The organism is Virgibacillus phasianinus, from assembly GCF_002216775.1.
Lineage (GTDB): Bacteria > Bacillota > Bacilli > Bacillales > Amphibacillaceae > Virgibacillus_F > Virgibacillus_F phasianinus.
Window position 1 is genome coordinate 2,504,188 of sequence record NZ_CP022315.1, and the last position, 15,981, is coordinate 2,520,168.

At 38.3% G+C, this 15,981-nt stretch carries 16 protein-coding genes and 1 riboswitch; all 16 genes read left to right on the plus strand.

Annotated features, from left to right (window positions below; genetic code table 11):
• Positions 1-97: 97 nt before the first annotated feature.
• The 16 genes from CFK37_RS11970 to CFK37_RS12040 all read left to right on the plus strand — a co-directional run bounded on the left by CFK37_RS11970 (position 98) and on the right by CFK37_RS12040 (position 15,928).
• Complete coding sequence (locus CFK37_RS11970) at positions 98-454, plus strand: toprim domain-containing protein (RefSeq protein ID WP_089062071.1); 357 nt, start codon at positions 98-100, stop codon at positions 452-454.
• Positions 455-481: 27 nt separating this feature from the next.
• Positions 482-793, plus strand: coding sequence for a thioredoxin family protein (locus CFK37_RS11975; RefSeq protein ID WP_089062072.1), 312 nt, complete (start codon positions 482-484; stop codon positions 791-793).
• A gap of 72 nt (positions 794-865) precedes the next feature.
• A riboswitch (SAM riboswitch) is annotated at positions 866-974 on the plus strand.
• Positions 975-1,118: 144 nt separating this feature from the next.
• On the plus strand, positions 1,119-2,150 hold the full coding sequence (locus CFK37_RS11980) for a methionine ABC transporter ATP-binding protein (RefSeq protein WP_089062073.1): 1,032 nt from the start codon (positions 1,119-1,121) through the stop codon (positions 2,148-2,150).
• On the plus strand, positions 2,140-2,808 hold the full coding sequence (locus CFK37_RS11985) for a methionine ABC transporter permease (protein WP_089062074.1): 669 nt from the start codon (positions 2,140-2,142) through the stop codon (positions 2,806-2,808). Before CFK37_RS11980 ends, CFK37_RS11985 begins: the two co-directional genes overlap by 11 nt.
• Positions 2,809-2,818: 10 nt before the next feature.
• Positions 2,819-3,658: a MetQ/NlpA family ABC transporter substrate-binding protein gene (locus CFK37_RS11990; protein WP_089062075.1), complete on the plus strand. Its 840-nt coding sequence runs from the start codon at positions 2,819-2,821 to the stop codon at positions 3,656-3,658.
• Positions 3,659-3,876: 218 nt separating this feature from the next.
• A complete protein-coding gene (locus CFK37_RS20185; RefSeq protein WP_172840427.1) occupies positions 3,877-4,017 on the plus strand; it encodes a YuzK family famiily protein in 141 nt (46 codons plus the stop codon).
• A gap of 257 nt (positions 4,018-4,274) precedes the next feature.
• Positions 4,275-5,060, plus strand: a complete 786-nt coding sequence (gene sufC / locus CFK37_RS11995; RefSeq protein ID WP_089062076.1) for a Fe-S cluster assembly ATPase SufC — start codon at positions 4,275-4,277, stop codon at positions 5,058-5,060.
• A 17-nt stretch (positions 5,061-5,077) separates the two neighbouring features.
• The gene (gene sufD, locus CFK37_RS12000; RefSeq protein ID WP_089062077.1) at positions 5,078-6,382 is read left to right on the plus strand and encodes a Fe-S cluster assembly protein SufD; all 1,305 of its coding nucleotides are present in this window, start codon (positions 5,078-5,080) and stop codon (positions 6,380-6,382) included.
• Complete coding sequence (locus tag CFK37_RS12005; RefSeq protein WP_089062078.1) at positions 6,382-7,602, plus strand: cysteine desulfurase; 1,221 nt, start codon at positions 6,382-6,384, stop codon at positions 7,600-7,602. The genes sufD and CFK37_RS12005 overlap by 1 nt, the downstream gene beginning before the upstream one ends.
• Positions 7,592-8,026 (plus strand): Fe-S cluster assembly sulfur transfer protein SufU, encoded by a 435-nt coding sequence (gene sufU / locus CFK37_RS12010; protein WP_089062079.1) that lies wholly within the window; start codon positions 7,592-7,594, stop codon positions 8,024-8,026. Before CFK37_RS12005 ends, sufU begins: the two co-directional genes overlap by 11 nt.
• 96 nt (positions 8,027-8,122) lie before the next feature.
• Positions 8,123-9,520 carry a Fe-S cluster assembly protein SufB gene (gene sufB / locus CFK37_RS12015; RefSeq protein ID WP_089062080.1) on the plus strand — a complete coding sequence of 466 codons (1,398 nt, stop codon included), beginning with the start codon at positions 8,123-8,125 and terminating at the stop codon, positions 9,518-9,520.
• Between the two features lie 367 nt (positions 9,521-9,887).
• Entirely contained in the window at positions 9,888-10,814 is a 927-nt protein-coding gene (locus tag CFK37_RS12020) for an ArsR/SmtB family transcription factor (protein ID WP_089062081.1), read from the plus strand.
• Positions 10,815-10,997: 183 nt separating this feature from the next.
• Positions 10,998-12,299, plus strand: coding sequence for an ABC transporter substrate-binding protein (locus CFK37_RS12025; RefSeq protein WP_089062082.1), 1,302 nt, complete (start codon positions 10,998-11,000; stop codon positions 12,297-12,299).
• Positions 12,300-12,390: 91 nt separating this feature from the next.
• Positions 12,391-13,266 carry a carbohydrate ABC transporter permease gene (locus tag CFK37_RS12030; protein WP_089062083.1) on the plus strand — a complete coding sequence of 292 codons (876 nt, stop codon included), beginning with the start codon at positions 12,391-12,393 and terminating at the stop codon, positions 13,264-13,266.
• Between the two features lie 3 nt (positions 13,267-13,269).
• Positions 13,270-14,136 carry a carbohydrate ABC transporter permease gene (locus CFK37_RS12035; RefSeq protein WP_089062084.1) on the plus strand — a complete coding sequence of 289 codons (867 nt, stop codon included), beginning with the start codon at positions 13,270-13,272 and terminating at the stop codon, positions 14,134-14,136.
• A gap of 16 nt (positions 14,137-14,152) precedes the next feature.
• Positions 14,153-15,928 (plus strand): glycoside hydrolase family 2 protein, encoded by a 1,776-nt coding sequence (locus CFK37_RS12040; protein WP_245837218.1) that lies wholly within the window; start codon positions 14,153-14,155, stop codon positions 15,926-15,928.
• The last annotated feature ends 53 nt before the right edge of the window (positions 15,929-15,981 follow it).

Here is a 15,981-nt window from a genome sequence, read left to right on the forward strand (position 1 = left end):
TTTTTTCTAATTAAAAAGGGTGTATAGTCAGCCTTATTCACATCATATGATAGTGTAAATAAGCTTTTTTGCTTGATTTCATGAGGAGTGATATGGCATGATTACACCTGAATCTGATAAAGTAATCATTGTTGAAGGATTAACGGATAAAAAACAAATTGAAAAGATAATCACGGATCCTATCACAATAATCTGCACGAATGGCACGCTTGGCGTAGCACGTTTTGATGAGCTTTTGGATACCTATGATCTGGATAACAAAGAAGTATATATTCTGGCAGATGAAGATAATGCTGGAATGAAACTTAGAAAACAATTGGCACGTGAGCTTCCGCATGCTGAGCATATTTATGTCAGCAGTGAGTTTCGTGAAGTTGCTACTACCCCTGAGTCGGCATTGGCCACTGCGCTTGTGGGTAAGTCTATTAATGTAAATCCGATATTTTTAATTTGAATTAAAAAAGTAATTAAGGTGATATTATTGCAACAGGTTTCTGAACAACAGTTAAATCAAGATCATTATTTTTTGTATATTTACACGCCTTTTTGTGGTACTTGTCAACTTGCTAAATCGATGTTAACCAAAATTGAATCTGTTCATAGAGAGAATATTTTTCTGGAAATGAATGCGTCCCTGCATCCTGAATTTATGCAGAAAGCACAAATCGAAAGTGTGCCATGTCTTTTGATTAAGGATGGCAATCAAGTGAAAGAAAAAATCTACGCATTCCAGTCCATACCAAATATTTACAGTTATTTGATGAAATATGAACCAGGATTATTTGCCACGTAACTTTTTGTTGACAGGTTACTGAACAGGTGATACGATTTGACTTATAATTTACACCAACTAAATACTTTTACACTCTTATCTAGAGCGGTGGAGGGGCTGGCCCTGTGAAACCGCGGCAACCTTCAAACTTATTGTTTGAAAGGTGCTAACTCCTGCAAAGCATTGCTTTGACAGATGAGAGAGCGTGAAGACTAAATTTATTACGTCTTTCTGTTCTCTTACAGAAAGGCGTTTTTTATTTCCTAAGAAATAAAAATGGTGCATGGTGGAATACTGAACAACAGTACATCCCACCCATATTAACGGGCACTAGGGGGATTTTTTCATGATTTCTATTGAAGGGTTACGTAAGCAGTTTGTAACGAAGAAGTCAACAATTCATGCGGTTGATGATTTGTCATTGTCAATAAAAGAAGGAGAAATATTTGGAGTCATTGGTTATAGTGGTGCCGGAAAAAGTACGTTTGTACGATTATTAAATCGGTTAGAAGAACCATCTGGCGGACGAGTTGTAATTGACCAGCAAGAAATTACAGCTTTATCTACTAAAAAATTAAGGCTGGCGAGGCAAGAAATAGGTATGATTTTTCAGCATTTTAATCTCCTATGGTCAAGAACTGTTCGTGATAATATCGCTTTTCCATTAGAAATTGCCGGCGTGCCAAAACGTGAACGTGATGAACGGGTTACTGAACTCGTTGGTCTGGTTGGCTTGTCTGGCAGGGAAGATGCTTACCCGTCTCAATTAAGTGGCGGTCAAAAACAACGGGTTGGAATTGCACGGGCATTGGCAAATAACCCAAAAGTACTGCTCTGCGACGAGGCAACATCCGCACTAGATCCGGATACAACGAATTCCATTCTTGACTTACTTGTGGATATTAACCAGAAACTTGGACTGACCATTATATTAATAACCCATGAAATGCACGTTATCCGAAAAATTTGTAACCAGGTGGCTGTAATGGAGGAAGGAAAGGTTGTTGAACAAGGTGATGTATTAGATATCTTTTTACGACCAAAACAACAGGTAACCAAAAAATTCGTTGAACAGGTAATGGGGACAAATGATGAAAATGAAAATGTCAATCAGCTCATTGAAAGTTATGATCAAGGAAAAATTGTTCGGCTACACTTCATCGGTGAAACAACTAACCAGGCTCTAATTAGTTACCTGGCAAAACATTATAAGCTTGACATTAATATTCTGCAGGGGAAAATCACCCAAACACAACGGGGTGCATACGGGACGTTGTTTGTCCAGCTAATTGGAGAAAGAGAAGAATTAGACAGGGCTGTTCATTTTGTGAAAGAAGATACCTCAGTAGAAGTGGAGGTGCTTCGGGATGTTAACTAAGTTATTTCCAAATCTGGACGTGCAGGATTTCTGGACGGCCACTTATGAAACATTTTACATGACAATCCTGGCATTAATCGGAACATTCATAATCGGAATTATATTAGGTCTGCTTCTTTATCTTACGACTAAAGATGGAATTTGGCAGAATAAATTCATCAATATGATTGTGGCAGCGATTGTCAATGTTTTCCGGGCGATCCCATTTATCATTTTAATTTTACTCTTATTTCCATTTACAGATTTCTTAATTGGTACAATTCGTGGTCCAAACGCAGCCTTGCCGGCATTAATTATTGGTTCAGCACCATTTTATGGCAGGTTGGTTGAAATAGCCTTGAAGGAAGTTGACAAGGGAGTAGTCGAAGCCGCAAAAGCGATGGGTGCCAAAACGAGTACAATCATATTCCGGGTATTACTGCCTGAATCCATGCCAGCATTAGTATCTGGATTGACAGTAACTGCCATCGCATTAATTGGTTACACTGCTATGGCAGGTGTAATTGGTGCAGGCGGTCTTGGAGATTACGCGTATTTTTACGGTTTTCAACGGCACGATTTTGATGTTGTGCTTGTATGTACCATATTGATTGTAATTATTGTATTTATTTTTCAGTTCATTGGAGACTTTATTTCCAATAAATTAGATAAAAGATAAGGAGAAAATCATGAAAAAAATTCTAGCAGTTGTTTCATTATTATTTATTTTTACATTAGCAGCGTGTGGTGGGGATGAAGGAAATGGCAAAGTAAGTAACTCAGAAATTACAGTAGGTGCATCTAGTACGCCGCATGCCCAAATCCTGGAAAAGGCAAAACCAATTCTTGAAGAAAAAGGTATCACATTAACCATAGAGGAATACCAGGACTATGTTTTGCCTAATCAAGATTTAGAAAGTGGTGAAATTGATGCGAACTATTTTCAGCACATTCCATATTTAAAACAGCAAAAAGAAGAACTAGGTTATGACTTTACAGCAATTGGCAGAATCCATATTGAACCAATGGGCATTTATTCCAAAACAATTGACAGTGTGGAAAGCATTCCAGATGGTACGGAAGTAATTATGAGTCGTTCGGTTGCTGATCATGGACGTATTCTTTCATTATTGGAAAACAATGGCTTAATTAAGTTAGATGACGACGTAAATAAGGTAGAAGCAACTGTTGATGATATTGTTAAAAATCCTAAAAACTTAACATTTTCCGCAGATATAGATGCGGCTCTTTTACCTGACATGTATGAATCAGAAGAAAATGCCTTAGTGGCAATAAATACAAACTATGCAATCGGAGCAGATTTAAATCCGAGCGAGGATGCATTAATCCTTGAAGGCGATGAATCACCGTATGTCAACGTAATTGCGGTTAGAACAGAAAATAAAGACAATAAAGCACTGAATACATTAGTCGATGTTCTGCATTCTGATGAAATTCAAACCTTTATTAAGGAAGAATTTGATGGTGCCATTGTTCCTGTGGATGGAAAGAAATCAAATGATGAGTAATCTAAAGTAAAAGGGAGATATCGGCTAGATAAATTAAGAATGCATTGCTATACCCATTTCTGGAGTTGAAATTCAATTTTATACGAAATCCCAGGTTTATTTGCGTTTTGTGCGGGAAATATATATGTGTTAATCTTGTTATTGTAATCAAGTCGAAAGGATGATTCACTATTTATAGTGGTATACGCATGAATTACACTCCAGAAATGGAGAAAGCTATGCATCAGACACACAAGATGGGTTATGCAGAATATGGTAGAAAGTTAGAAAACCAGATTGTGGTCGAACAAAGAAGACAGCACGAGTACGAGAGATGCAAGCACATGGTAGCCGAACTTGATAATCAACTACACAAATAAATAGATATGATACAATATGTTGGTGGTGCAAATGGATTCGCATCATCAACATTTTTCTGTGTTTTGATATATAATTGAAGAAACTTGAATTGTTCTTTTATTCTTATCACTTTATTGGTGTCTTTCCTTTGTACGCCATGGTTTAAAAGAGTTGATAATAAATTCGAAATGATTTAAGATTGTAATGAGAATAAATTGAGAATGGATATAGTCTTCCATTTAAAAAATAGCATACAAAGTAATTGGAGGTATCAGATATGGCAGGATCAACACTAGAAATAAAGAATCTTCATGTATCCATTGAAGGTAGTGAAATTTTAAAAGGGGTAAACCTTACGATAAAAGGTGGCGAATTCCATGCGGTAATGGGACCAAATGGTACAGGGAAATCAACACTTGCATCTGCAATCATGGGACATCCTAAGTATGAGGTAACCGAAGGCAGTGTCTTGCTTGATGGCGAAAACGTTCTGGATATGGAAGTTGATGAACGCGCACGCGCAGGACTATTCCTAGGTATGCAATATCCAAGTGAAATCAGTGGTGTAACAACATCCGATTTCTTACGTTCCTCTGTAAACGCACGCCGTGAGGAAGGTGATGAAATTTCATTAATGAAGTTCATTAAAGAAATGGATAGCGCTCTTGACTATCTTGAGATTGATAAAAACATGGCACAACGTTACCTAAATGCTGGTTTTTCCGGTGGGGAAAAGAAACGTAATGAAATTCTTCAATTAATGATGATTAAACCGGAAATTGCGATTTTAGATGAAATTGATTCAGGTCTTGATATCGACGCATTAAAAGTAGTTTCAAAAGGTATTAATAAATTACGCGACGAAAACTTCGGCTGCTTAATCATTACACACTATCAACGCTTATTAAATTACATTACTCCGGATCATGTTCATATTATGATGCAAGGACGTGTTGTAAAATCAGGTGGTCCTGATCTTGCAAAACGACTTGAAGAAGAAGGATATGAATGGATTAAAGAAGAGTTAGGTATTGAAGACGAAACTGTAGGGCAAAACGCGTAGAAGTTAGGAGGGGTAATATGACTGTAGAAACACAAAAATTGCCATATGATCAAGAATATATCAACCAGTTTTCTAAGGAAAGAAACGAACCAGAATGGATGAAATCATTACGCCTTCACGCTCTTGATCAAGCTGAGTCGCTTCAGATGCCAAGGCCTGATAAAACAAGAATTGGGAAGTGGAATTTTAGTAAGTTTAAACATTCTGCACAAGGTGATGCGATTTCATCACTGGAAAATTTACCGGAAGAAATTAAAGACTTTATTGAAAAGGGTTCAGAAAACCTGATTATCCAGCGCAATCACTCAGTAGCATATGCATCATTAAATAAAGAGCTAAAAGAAAAAGGTGTCATTTTCACAGATATTTTCACAGCTTTAAGAGAACATGAGGATTTGGTGAAGCGTTACTATATGAAAGATGCCGTTGCTGTTGATGAACATCGCTTAACAGCATTACATGCAGCGCTGATGAACGGTGGCATATTTGTCTATGTTCCAAAGAATGTTGAACTTGAAGTGCCATTACAAACTATTTTCTGGCAGGAAGACCCTGAGGTTGCAATGTTCAATCATGTATTGGTTGTAGCGGATGATAATAGTTCATTGACTTATGTTGAAAACTATATTTCAGCCAATCATGATCAGGAAACTGTTGCAAACGTGGTAACTGAAGTTATTGCCCATAATAATGCCAGAATCTCATTTGGTGCAGTTGATAACTTTGCTGCTGGTACTACCACATATGTCAATCGACGTGGTGTTGCCTATCGTGATGCGAATATTGACTGGGCATTAGGACAAATGAATGATGGCAATACTGTATCAGAAAACGTTACTCATTTAGTCGGCGATAATTCTGTATCAAACGCAAAAACAGTTACCGTTGGCCGTGGTAAACAAACACAGAACTTTACTGCGAAAATTGTCCATTTTGGTAAAGAATCAGAAGGGTATATTTTGCAGCATGGTGTAATGAAGGATAGTGCCACAGCGATTTTTAACGGAATCGGCAAAATAGAACATGGCGCAACTAAATCAAATGCTGAACAAGAATCACGTGTTTTAATGCTAAGTAAAAAATCACGTGGGGATGCGAATCCGATTCTGCTAATTGAAGAGGATGACGTTACAGCAGGGCATGCTGCATCGGTTGGCCGTGTGGATCCTGTTCAATTATATTATTTGATGAGCCGAGGTATTACAAAACATGAAGCGGAACGTCTGATCATTCACGGATTCCTTGCACCTGTTGTAACCCAGCTGCCAATTGAATCAGTTAAAGAACAGCTGACACAAGTAATTGAAAGGAAGGTTTACTAATGGATGTAAAAGCCATTCGGCAAATGTTTCCTATTCTAAACCAGGAAGTAAATGGACATCCATTAGTTTATCTTGACTCATCAGCAACATCACAAAAACCGTTGCCCGTTATTGAAGCAGTAGATACGTATTACCGCCAGGATAATTCAAATGTGCACCGCGGTGTGCATACACTTGGTTCACGCGCTACTGATAAGTATGAGGGTGCACGCGAAAAGGTTCGCCGCTTTATTAAAGCATCAAGTACAGCTGAAGTTATTTTTACACGGGGTACAACGTCATCAATCAACACGGTGGCTTACAGCTATGCTCGTCAAAATTTAAATCAGGACGATGAGATTGTTATTACACCAATGGAGCATCATAGTAATATCATTCCCTGGCAGCAGGCTGCAAAAGCTACTGGTGCAAAATTAAAATATATACCGCTTCAAAAAGATGGAACTATTGCACTTGACGATGTACGTGATACAATAACAAGTAATACAAAAATAGTAGCAGTTACACATGTTTCTAACGTACTTGGTACTATTAATCCAATAAAAGAAATTACAGAAATTGCCCATCAAAACGGTGCAGTTATGCTTGTGGATGGAGCCCAAGGAGCACCCCACATCGCAGTTGATGTATCGGATTTAGACTGTGACTTTTATGCCTTCTCAGGCCATAAAATGGGCGGGCCAACTGGTATTGGTGTTTTGTATGGTAAACGGGAACTCCTTGAAAATATGGAACCCGTTGAATTTGGCGGAGAAATGATTGACTTTGTTCATTTGTATGACTCCACATGGAAGGAATTGCCTTGGAAATTTGAAGGCGGAACTCCGATTATTGCCGGTGCAATCGGTCTTGGGGCTGCGATTGATTTCTTAAATGATGTTGGGATGGATAACATCATGGAGTATGAGCACCATTTAGCTCATTATGCATTAGAAAAGATGCGGACCATTGATGGAATTTCCATCTATGGACCAGAGGAACGTGCAGGACTCGTAACATTCAATTTGAATGATGTCCATCCGCATGATGCCTCAACGGCTCTTGATGCTGAAGGAATAGCAGTACGTGCAGGTCATCATTGCGCACAGCCATTAATGCGGTGGTTAGACGTAACCGCGACAGCACGTGCCAGCTTTTATCTATACAACACCGAAGAAGATATTGACAAGTTAGTTTCCGCACTTGTTAAAACAAAGGAGTATTTTGGTGATGTCTTTTAATAACCTCGATACACTATATAGACAAGTTATCATGGATCATTATAAGCGCCCGAGGAATCGCGGCTTTGTTGAAGGTGATGCGCTAACGGTGGATATGAATAATCCAACATGCGGAGATCGTATTCAGCTGCAGCTTAAAATCGACGATGGAAAAGTTACTGACGCAAAATTTGAAGGCGAAGGATGTTCCATCAGCATGTCATCGGCATCCATGATGACAGAAGCAGTTAAGGGAAAGGATCTTGATCAAGCATTAAAAATGTCTGACTTATTTTCCAAAATGATGTTAGGAGAAGACGTCGATACAGATGAGTTTGATCTGGATGATATAGAAGCATTACAGGGTGTAACAAAGTTTCCAGCGCGAATTAAATGTGCAACATTAGCCTGGAAAGCAATGGAGAAAGGTGTTAATGAGGAGTAGGCAATAGCGTAAGGAACGCTTTTGCCAGACAGAATAAGTAGCCAATGGTCATTTTAATGAAACTTGAGTTACAAACACCTAAAGGAGGTTTTTTACGTGGCGAAAAAAGCACCTGAAATAGAAGAATATAAATATGGTTTTCATGATAAGGACGTTTCCATTTTTCGTACAGAAAAAGGATTAACACCAAATGTGGTAAAAGAGATTTCAAAAATTAAAGATGAGCCTCAGTGGATGCTTGATTACCGTTTAAAAGCATTGGATCAATTTTATAGCAAGCCAATGCCGCAATGGGGCGGAGATCTTTCTGAATTGAACTTTGATGAAATCATCTACTATGTTAAACCGTCAGAACGTCAGGGGAAAACATGGGATGAAGTTCCTGATGAAATCAAACAGACTTTTGATAAACTAGGAATTCCGGAAGCTGAACAAAAATATTTGGCTGGGGTTTCAGCGCAATATGAATCAGAAGTTGTGTATCATAGCTTGAAAGAGGATTTGGAAAAAGAAGGAATTGTCTTTAAAGATACAGATACAGCTTTGAAAGAGAATGAAGAATTATTCAAGGAATACTTCGGAAAAGTTATCCCTGCATCAGATAATAAGTTTGCTGCGTTAAACTCAGCAGTATGGTCTGGTGGATCTTTCATCTATGTTCCAAAAGGTGTAAAGACTACAACACCATTACAAGCATATTTCCGAATCAATTCGGAAAACATGGGACAATTTGAACGGACACTGATTATTGTGGATGAAGGCGCATCTGTCCATTATGTTGAAGGATGTACTGCACCAGTTTACACAACAAATTCATTGCATAGTGCAGTAGTTGAGATCTTTGTTCATAAAGATGCATACTGCCGCTATACAACTATTCAAAACTGGGCAAATAACGTTTATAACCTTGTTACCAAACGGGCAACATGTGATGCAAATGCAACGATGGAATGGATTGATGGAAACATTGGATCCAAGTTAACCATGAAGTATCCTGCAGTTCTTCTAAGAGGTGAAGGTGCTCGTGGTAACACACTATCAATTGCGATTGCTGGTCGCGGACAATGTCAAGATGCCGGCGCAAAAATGCATCATTTAGCACCTAACACATCATCAACGATAGTATCGAAATCCATTTCTAAACATGGTGGTAAAGTTAACTACCGTGGACTTGTTCACTTTGGTCGTAAAGCAGATGGAGCTCGGGCAAATGTCGAGTGTGACACATTAATTATGGATAATGAATCTACTTCAGATACGATTCCATATAATGAAATTAACAATGAAAATATTTCATTGGAACACGAAGCGAAAGTATCAAAAGTTTCCGAAGAGCAGTTATTCTATTTGATGAGTAGAGGAATCAGCGAACAGGAAGCAACTGAGATGATTGTAATGGGCTTCATCGAGCCATTTACAAAAGAGCTTCCAATGGAATATGCAGTTGAAATGAACCGCCTGATTAAGTTTGAAATGGAAGGTTCAATTGGATAAGACATTACACCCCTTGCCATGACAATGTTGTGGCAAGGGTTTTTTAGTTCACACAGTAATCGTCTAAATCTGAACAACATTTCCATAATGCCATCATCTATTTCCGTGTTCAGATAACAAGTAGACGTTCTATCTCCTTTTTCATAAGTAGCCCTGTAATAAAATATATCGCCGATTCAACTCCTTATTTATCTTCTGTAGATGACATTCTGGATTAAATAGGATATGTGGAGCTGATTATTCCATAAAACTAATGGTAATTTAACTAAGATAATTAAAAAAGATGGATATTTACCATTTTTTTGTTTATATTAGATAAATAAACATAAAATATGAGTAAAAAGAGTGGTAATGGGGAGGAATTACTGTGCTGGAGTTATCAATAAATAAATTAAATGATTTGCAGAAAGTTGCCCATGCATTGTCATCCGATGTGCGGCTGAACATGATTAATCTCTTAAATAAAGGCAATATGAACATTCATCAATTAGCTACTACATTAGAAATACCTATATCAACTGCTGCATCCCATGTTAAAGTATTGGAGGAATCGGGTCTTATTCTTACGGAGCTGCGCCCTGCAAGCAGAGGGGCAATGAAGGTTTGTACACGGAACTTCGATGATATCCATATTCAATTAAAAGGAAATCAAGGTCATACCAGTGATTGTCAAGTTTTTAATTTGGATATGCCGATTGGCCAATATGTTGATTTTGATGTTGCTCCTACCTGTGGGATGGCAGATGAGAAAGATTATCTTATACCAGAGGATGAACCGGTCCACTTTTTTAATCCGGTACGTTCTCGTGCACAGATAATTTGGACCAGAAAAGGATATTTTGAATATAAATTTCCGCTTGTAATACCTTCATCAGTAAATGTAAATAAGGTGGAGTTTTCGGCTGAGATATGTTCAGAAGCACCGAATCATGATCCAAACTGGCCCTCTGATATCACCGTCTGGGTTAATGAAGTTGATATAGGGACATGGACGAGCCCGGGAGACTTTGGTGATCGTCCTGGGAAGTTAAACCCGGGATATTGGGCGGAGCAGACCAGTACACAATATGGAAAATTGAAGACGTGGAAAGTAACAAACAAAGAGGCTACTATTGATGATGTCCATCTATCTGACGTCACTGTGAATGACTTAAATATTTTAGTTAGAAATTATTTATCTTTGAGGATTGGGATTAAAGAAGATGCAATCCATAAAGGCGGAATCAATCTGTTCGGTAAACTATTTGGGGATTATGAACAAGATATAAAACTTAAAGTAGAATTTTCCGAATAGGACAGGAGACTAAAAAGCTATCCAAGGTTGGATAGCTTTTTTATATACTTTAAAAAATAAAATAAATCACAATTTTTAAAATTAATATTGACAATCTAGAAATGTAAGCGTATTCTTTAATGAAAGAAACAAAAAAATAAGTTTAATACAGAAAATTTGTATTAAATGAAAAGGGAGGAATGAATGGTGAAAAAGTGGCTTACTGTATTGTTGGGATTGGTATTGGCTTCATTTGTTCTCGCTGCTTGTTCAGATGATAAAACTGGAGGAAAAGGAAGTGATGTTGAAATACCAGAAGGAGCTACAGAAGTAGTAATGTGGAACCTTTTTGGTGGCGGTGACGCGGAGTATATGCAGGAAATAGTGGATAAGTTCAACGAAAGCCAGTCGGATATTTTTATAAATAATATCCAACAGGAATACGAGGAATATTACACAAAACTGCTTACTAGTATCGCATCAGGCAAGGGTCCAGATTTAGCAATTTCTCATATACACGTTCTGCCTGAGCTTGTAAATCAGGGTCTATTACAGGACCTGGATCCTTTAGCGAAAGATGTTGATGTTAGTTGGGATGAATACACGCCGAACATTCTGGAGGCAACGATTTACGATGATAAACATTACGCCGTACCAATTGACACCCATGCCCAGATTTTTTATTACAATAATAAACTTGTCAAGGATGCGGGGCTATTGAAGGATGATGGGACGCTGAAAATGGAAGAAACACCCGAGGGATTCAGGAACTTTCTAACATCGCTGAAGAAAAAGCTGCCCGAAAATAAATATCCAATGGCGTTTTCTACAGCTGGTTTAGATACTTACCGTCTATGGTGGACTTTCTACACGCAATTAGGCGGTGAACATATACTTACCGATGACTTGGAAAATCCGGAATATGCACTTGATCTAGATAAAGCGATCAAGGCGGCAGAATATTTAAAAAGTCTTTATTATGAGGACAAGGTAATTCCGTTGAATTTACAAGATTTTTATTCTGAATTCCAATCGCAAAATGCTGCCACTATTTCGACTGGTGTTTGGGCGACGGGAATTTGGGAAACGACCGATGATTTGGAATTTACAGCAATGCCGGTTCCAAATATTTTTGATCAAAAGGGTGCATGGGGGAATTCGCATACATTTGTAATCCCTTACTATGAGGATGCCGATCCAGAAATACAGAAGGCAGCACTTGAATTTATGGAATTTGCTACAGATGAAGGTGCGATTTGGGCCAAAGCTGGACACGTTCCCGCTAAAGAAACGGTTGTCAACTCTGAGGAATTTAAGGAGCTTCCATATCGAAGTGATTATGCACAAGTTGCAGAATATGTAAATTTTGAGGATCGAAACATTTATTCTAGAGGTTTGAGGGACATCGTGATGCGTAATCTTGACATGATATGGACAGATGAGGTTTCACCAGAGGAAGCATTTAAAGCAATAGAAAAAGAAGTGAAGGATCTTATAGGAGGATAATTGTAAAAAAAAAGCTCCTGAACTTGTTTAGGAGCTTTCCGTTTTACTGCACGCCACAAGCCAAGATTTTCTGAGAGAAAGGGGCTTATGAATGAACAAAAAGTCATGGCTAAGAGATATGAAGGCAATTCCGTTTCTGCTGCCCTTTTTTATAGCATATGTAATCTTTACCATTTTCCCCATATTCAAAGGGTTAGAGATGAGTTTATATGATTGGTCACTGGTTCGTAAACTGGATTTCGTTGGTCTGGAAAATTATCAAGAAATGTTTACGGATCCACACTTTTGGCACACATTATGGAATACGACATTATTTGTTATTTTGACGACACCGACCATGGTTTTTCTTGCGTTAGGGTTAGCTTTATTTGCAAATATGCGAACAAAATTGCAAACCTTTTTAAGAAGTGCCTACTTCCTGCCGAGTATTCTATCAGTTGCGGTTATTTCTTTTGTCGTTATCTTTATGCTTCAGCCGTATAGTGGATTTGTTAATACAGTCCTGCATAGCATTGGAATTGAAACGGAACTGTATTGGCTGACGGATAAAGTGCTCGCATGGATAACCATTGTTGTTGTTACATTATGGTGGACAGTTGGATTTAACATGGTACTATTCCTGGCCGCGCTGCAGGATATACCTGAATCATTATATGAAGCTAGTGAAATTGATGGTGCCTCTCGCTGGGAGCAGTTTCGTCACATTACATTGCCACAGCTGATGCCAATAGGAAGAGTAATTGTGTTATTGCAAATACTCGCATCCTACAAGGTATTTGCGCAAATTCTTCTCATTACTGGCGGCGGACCAGGGGGAGCAACAAGACCATTGATTCAATACATTTATGAGGTAGGGTTCAGACAAAATAATTTGGGTTATGCTGCAACCATGTCTTACGCGTTATTCTTTATTCTATTAATACTCTCTATCATCCAATTAAAAGCACAGAGAACGGAGGAGAGGTAAATTATGGGGAAATCTAACTCAAGCAGCAGAAAAACCGTTTTATTGCAGCGGAATCGTGATCCGCAGCATGGTTTGAAAATATCGTTTGGGGTCATCATAGCTATTTTGTTTTTGGTTCCAATTATTTGGATGCTTTTTGTTTCCATAAAACCTGATGGATTTTCGACAACTAACCCATTAGATTGGTTTCTGCCGCCATATACGTTTGAAAATTATACCAACATAATTGCTGACACCCTGATTCTTAGGTGGGTATGGAATAGTCTGATTGTCGGGCTAATTACAACAATTTTAACGTTATTCATTACATCCCTGGCAGCGTTCGCACTATCCCAAATGAAATTTCGATTTAAAAAGACAATCTTTGTTTTTTTCTTATTAGGCTTAATGATACCTGGTGAAGCAACGATTATTCCATTATACGAAATAGTAAAGAATATGGGTCTGATTGATAGCTATGCGGGTCTGATTTTGCCGATGATCGCTTCACCATTAGGTGTGATTATCTTGAAAAGTTTTTTTGACGGGGTACCTAGAGAGGTTATTGAAAGTGCTGTTATGGATGGCTGTTCCAATTTTAAATTATTTTACAAAATTGTTTTACCACTTGCGAAACCAGCATTGGCGGCAATCGGTATCTTTACATTTATTGGGTCCTGGAATAACTTCCTCTGGCCATATTTATCTATTTTGTCAGAAACTTTGTATACATTGCCGGTAGGGCTTCCGGTATTTAATTCAGCCTACAGCCAAGCATATGTATTACCGATGACAGCAAATGCAGTAGCATCAATACCTGTCATTATCGTCTTTTTGATTTTTGAAAAACAAATCGTAAAAGGAATTAGCTTTACTGGAATTAAAGGATAACAAAAGGAGAGAGAGTATGGAAATGAAAGCTGCAGAGAAAGAGTTCACAGTGCATCAACGTACAGAATACCCTCACCCGCAATTTCAACGGGATTCATGGGTGAATTTAAATGGTAAATGGCAATTTGCATTTGATGATCAAAACTCCGGGGAGAAAAAACAATGGTTTGTTAATCCAATGTTTTCAAAAGAAATACAAGTACCTTTCACCTACGAATCAAAAGCGAGTGGAATTGGGGAAGAAAAGTTCCACCCATATGTCTGGTATCACCGTTCGTTTGCAATTCCCGAGCATGAGGCAGGTAAGAAGGTTATTCTTCGGTTTCAAGCATCAGACTATCTAACAAAAGTATGGGTAAATGGAATGTTTATCGGTGAGCATACAGGAGGGAATGCGGCTTTCTCCTTTGATCTTACAGATGTAATTGAATGGGAAACCGAAAACAAACTAGTTGTTAAGGTAGAAGATAGCCAAAGCTGTTATCAGCCGCGTGGAAAACAGCGATGGAAAGATAAAAATTTTGAATGCTGGTATGTACAAAGTACGGGGATATGGCAAACAGTTTGGCTGGAATTTGTCAATGAAACAAACATCGACCGGGTCAAAACCACGCCAAACATCGATACGCATTCTGTTGGATTTGATTATAGACTATCTGGCCCACTAAATGATAGTTATAAACTGGAGACAATTATTAGCTTTAATGGGCAAAAGGTTAGGGAGTTTAGTTTTCAGCCTGAACGATCAACTATGAGCTTCGAGATTGACCTTTTCTCCGATTTATATCGCTGGAAAGTAATGCACTGGACACCGGAAAACCCGAATTTATACGATGTTACCTTTCGCTTGTTGAAGAATGGAAAAGCAGTTGATGAAGTACAGTCATATTTCGGAATGCGTAAAATTTCGATTAAGGACGGACAGGTGCTGTTGAATAATAAACCTATTTACCAAAAGTTGGCGTTAGATCAAGGGTATTGGCCGGATACGCTACTGACTCCCCCATCTGATGAGGCAATAATTGAGGATATAGATAAGGTTCTGGCAATGGGCTTTAATGGTGTTCGTAAACATCAAAAAATTGAGGATGAGCGTTTTCTATATTGGGCTGACAAAAAAGGCCTGCTTGTCTGGTCTGAAATGGCAGCTACTTATGAGTTTAATGATGAGGCAGTGGAAAATTTTACGAAAGAGTGGCTGGATGTCATTCAACAGCATTATAACCATCCTTCCATTATTACGTGGGTACCATTTAACGAGTCGTGGGGAATTCCGAACATTGCCAAGGACCGGAAACAACAAACATTCACAGAATCTATTTATTATCTAACTAAATCGATTGATCCAGCAAGGCCGGTTATTGTAAACGATGGTTGGGAGCACACGATTTCTGACATCATAGCCCTTCATGATTACGAAGAGTTTGGCGAGAAATTTTACAATCGTTATAAGGAAAAAGAATTAATTGTAAACAATGAAATTCCTCATAACAAACATAAATATGCGTTTGCCGACGGATATTCGTATAAAGGTCAGCCCGTCATCATTACAGAGTACGGTGGAATTGCCTTTAAACATGAAAGCGGATGGGGCTATGGCAATCAGGTCAATAAGGAAGAAGAGTTCTTGAATCGTTATCGCAATATTACGGATGCGATCAAAGCGATACCGTATATTAGCGGCTATGTCTATACACAAATTACGGATGTGCAGCAGGAAGTTAATGGCCTGCTCAAAGAAGATCGGACACCGAAAATTGCCATGGAAAAGATTAAGGAAATTAACTGTTAAAATCGTTTAATAGTAGGGGGGGCCAGTCAAAATTGTGCATTCCTCTATTATTT

Coding starts and splice junctions, on each gene's coding strand:
- CFK37_RS11985 (WP_089062074.1), top strand. CDS start 2,140: ATGTTAACTAAGTTATTTCCAAATCTGGACGTGCAGGATTTCTGGACG.
- CFK37_RS12005 (WP_089062078.1), top strand. CDS start 6,382: ATGGATGTAAAAGCCATTCGGCAAATGTTTCCTATTCTAAACCAGGAA.
- CFK37_RS20185 (WP_172840427.1), top strand. CDS start 3,877: ATGCATCAGACACACAAGATGGGTTATGCAGAATATGGTAGAAAGTTA.
- sufU (WP_089062079.1), top strand. CDS start 7,592: ATGTCTTTTAATAACCTCGATACACTATATAGACAAGTTATCATGGAT.
- CFK37_RS11990 (WP_089062075.1), top strand. CDS start 2,819: ATGAAAAAAATTCTAGCAGTTGTTTCATTATTATTTATTTTTACATTA.
- CFK37_RS11980 (WP_089062073.1), top strand. CDS start 1,119: ATGATTTCTATTGAAGGGTTACGTAAGCAGTTTGTAACGAAGAAGTCA.
- CFK37_RS11970 (WP_089062071.1), top strand. CDS start 98: ATGATTACACCTGAATCTGATAAAGTAATCATTGTTGAAGGATTAACG.
- CFK37_RS12040 (WP_245837218.1), top strand. CDS start 14,153: ATGGAAATGAAAGCTGCAGAGAAAGAGTTCACAGTGCATCAACGTACA.
- CFK37_RS12025 (WP_089062082.1), top strand. CDS start 10,998: ATGGTGAAAAAGTGGCTTACTGTATTGTTGGGATTGGTATTGGCTTCA.
- CFK37_RS12035 (WP_089062084.1), top strand. CDS start 13,270: ATGGGGAAATCTAACTCAAGCAGCAGAAAAACCGTTTTATTGCAGCGG.
- sufD (WP_089062077.1), top strand. CDS start 5,078: ATGACTGTAGAAACACAAAAATTGCCATATGATCAAGAATATATCAAC.
- sufC (WP_089062076.1), top strand. CDS start 4,275: ATGGCAGGATCAACACTAGAAATAAAGAATCTTCATGTATCCATTGAA.
- CFK37_RS12030 (WP_089062083.1), top strand. CDS start 12,391: ATGAACAAAAAGTCATGGCTAAGAGATATGAAGGCAATTCCGTTTCTG.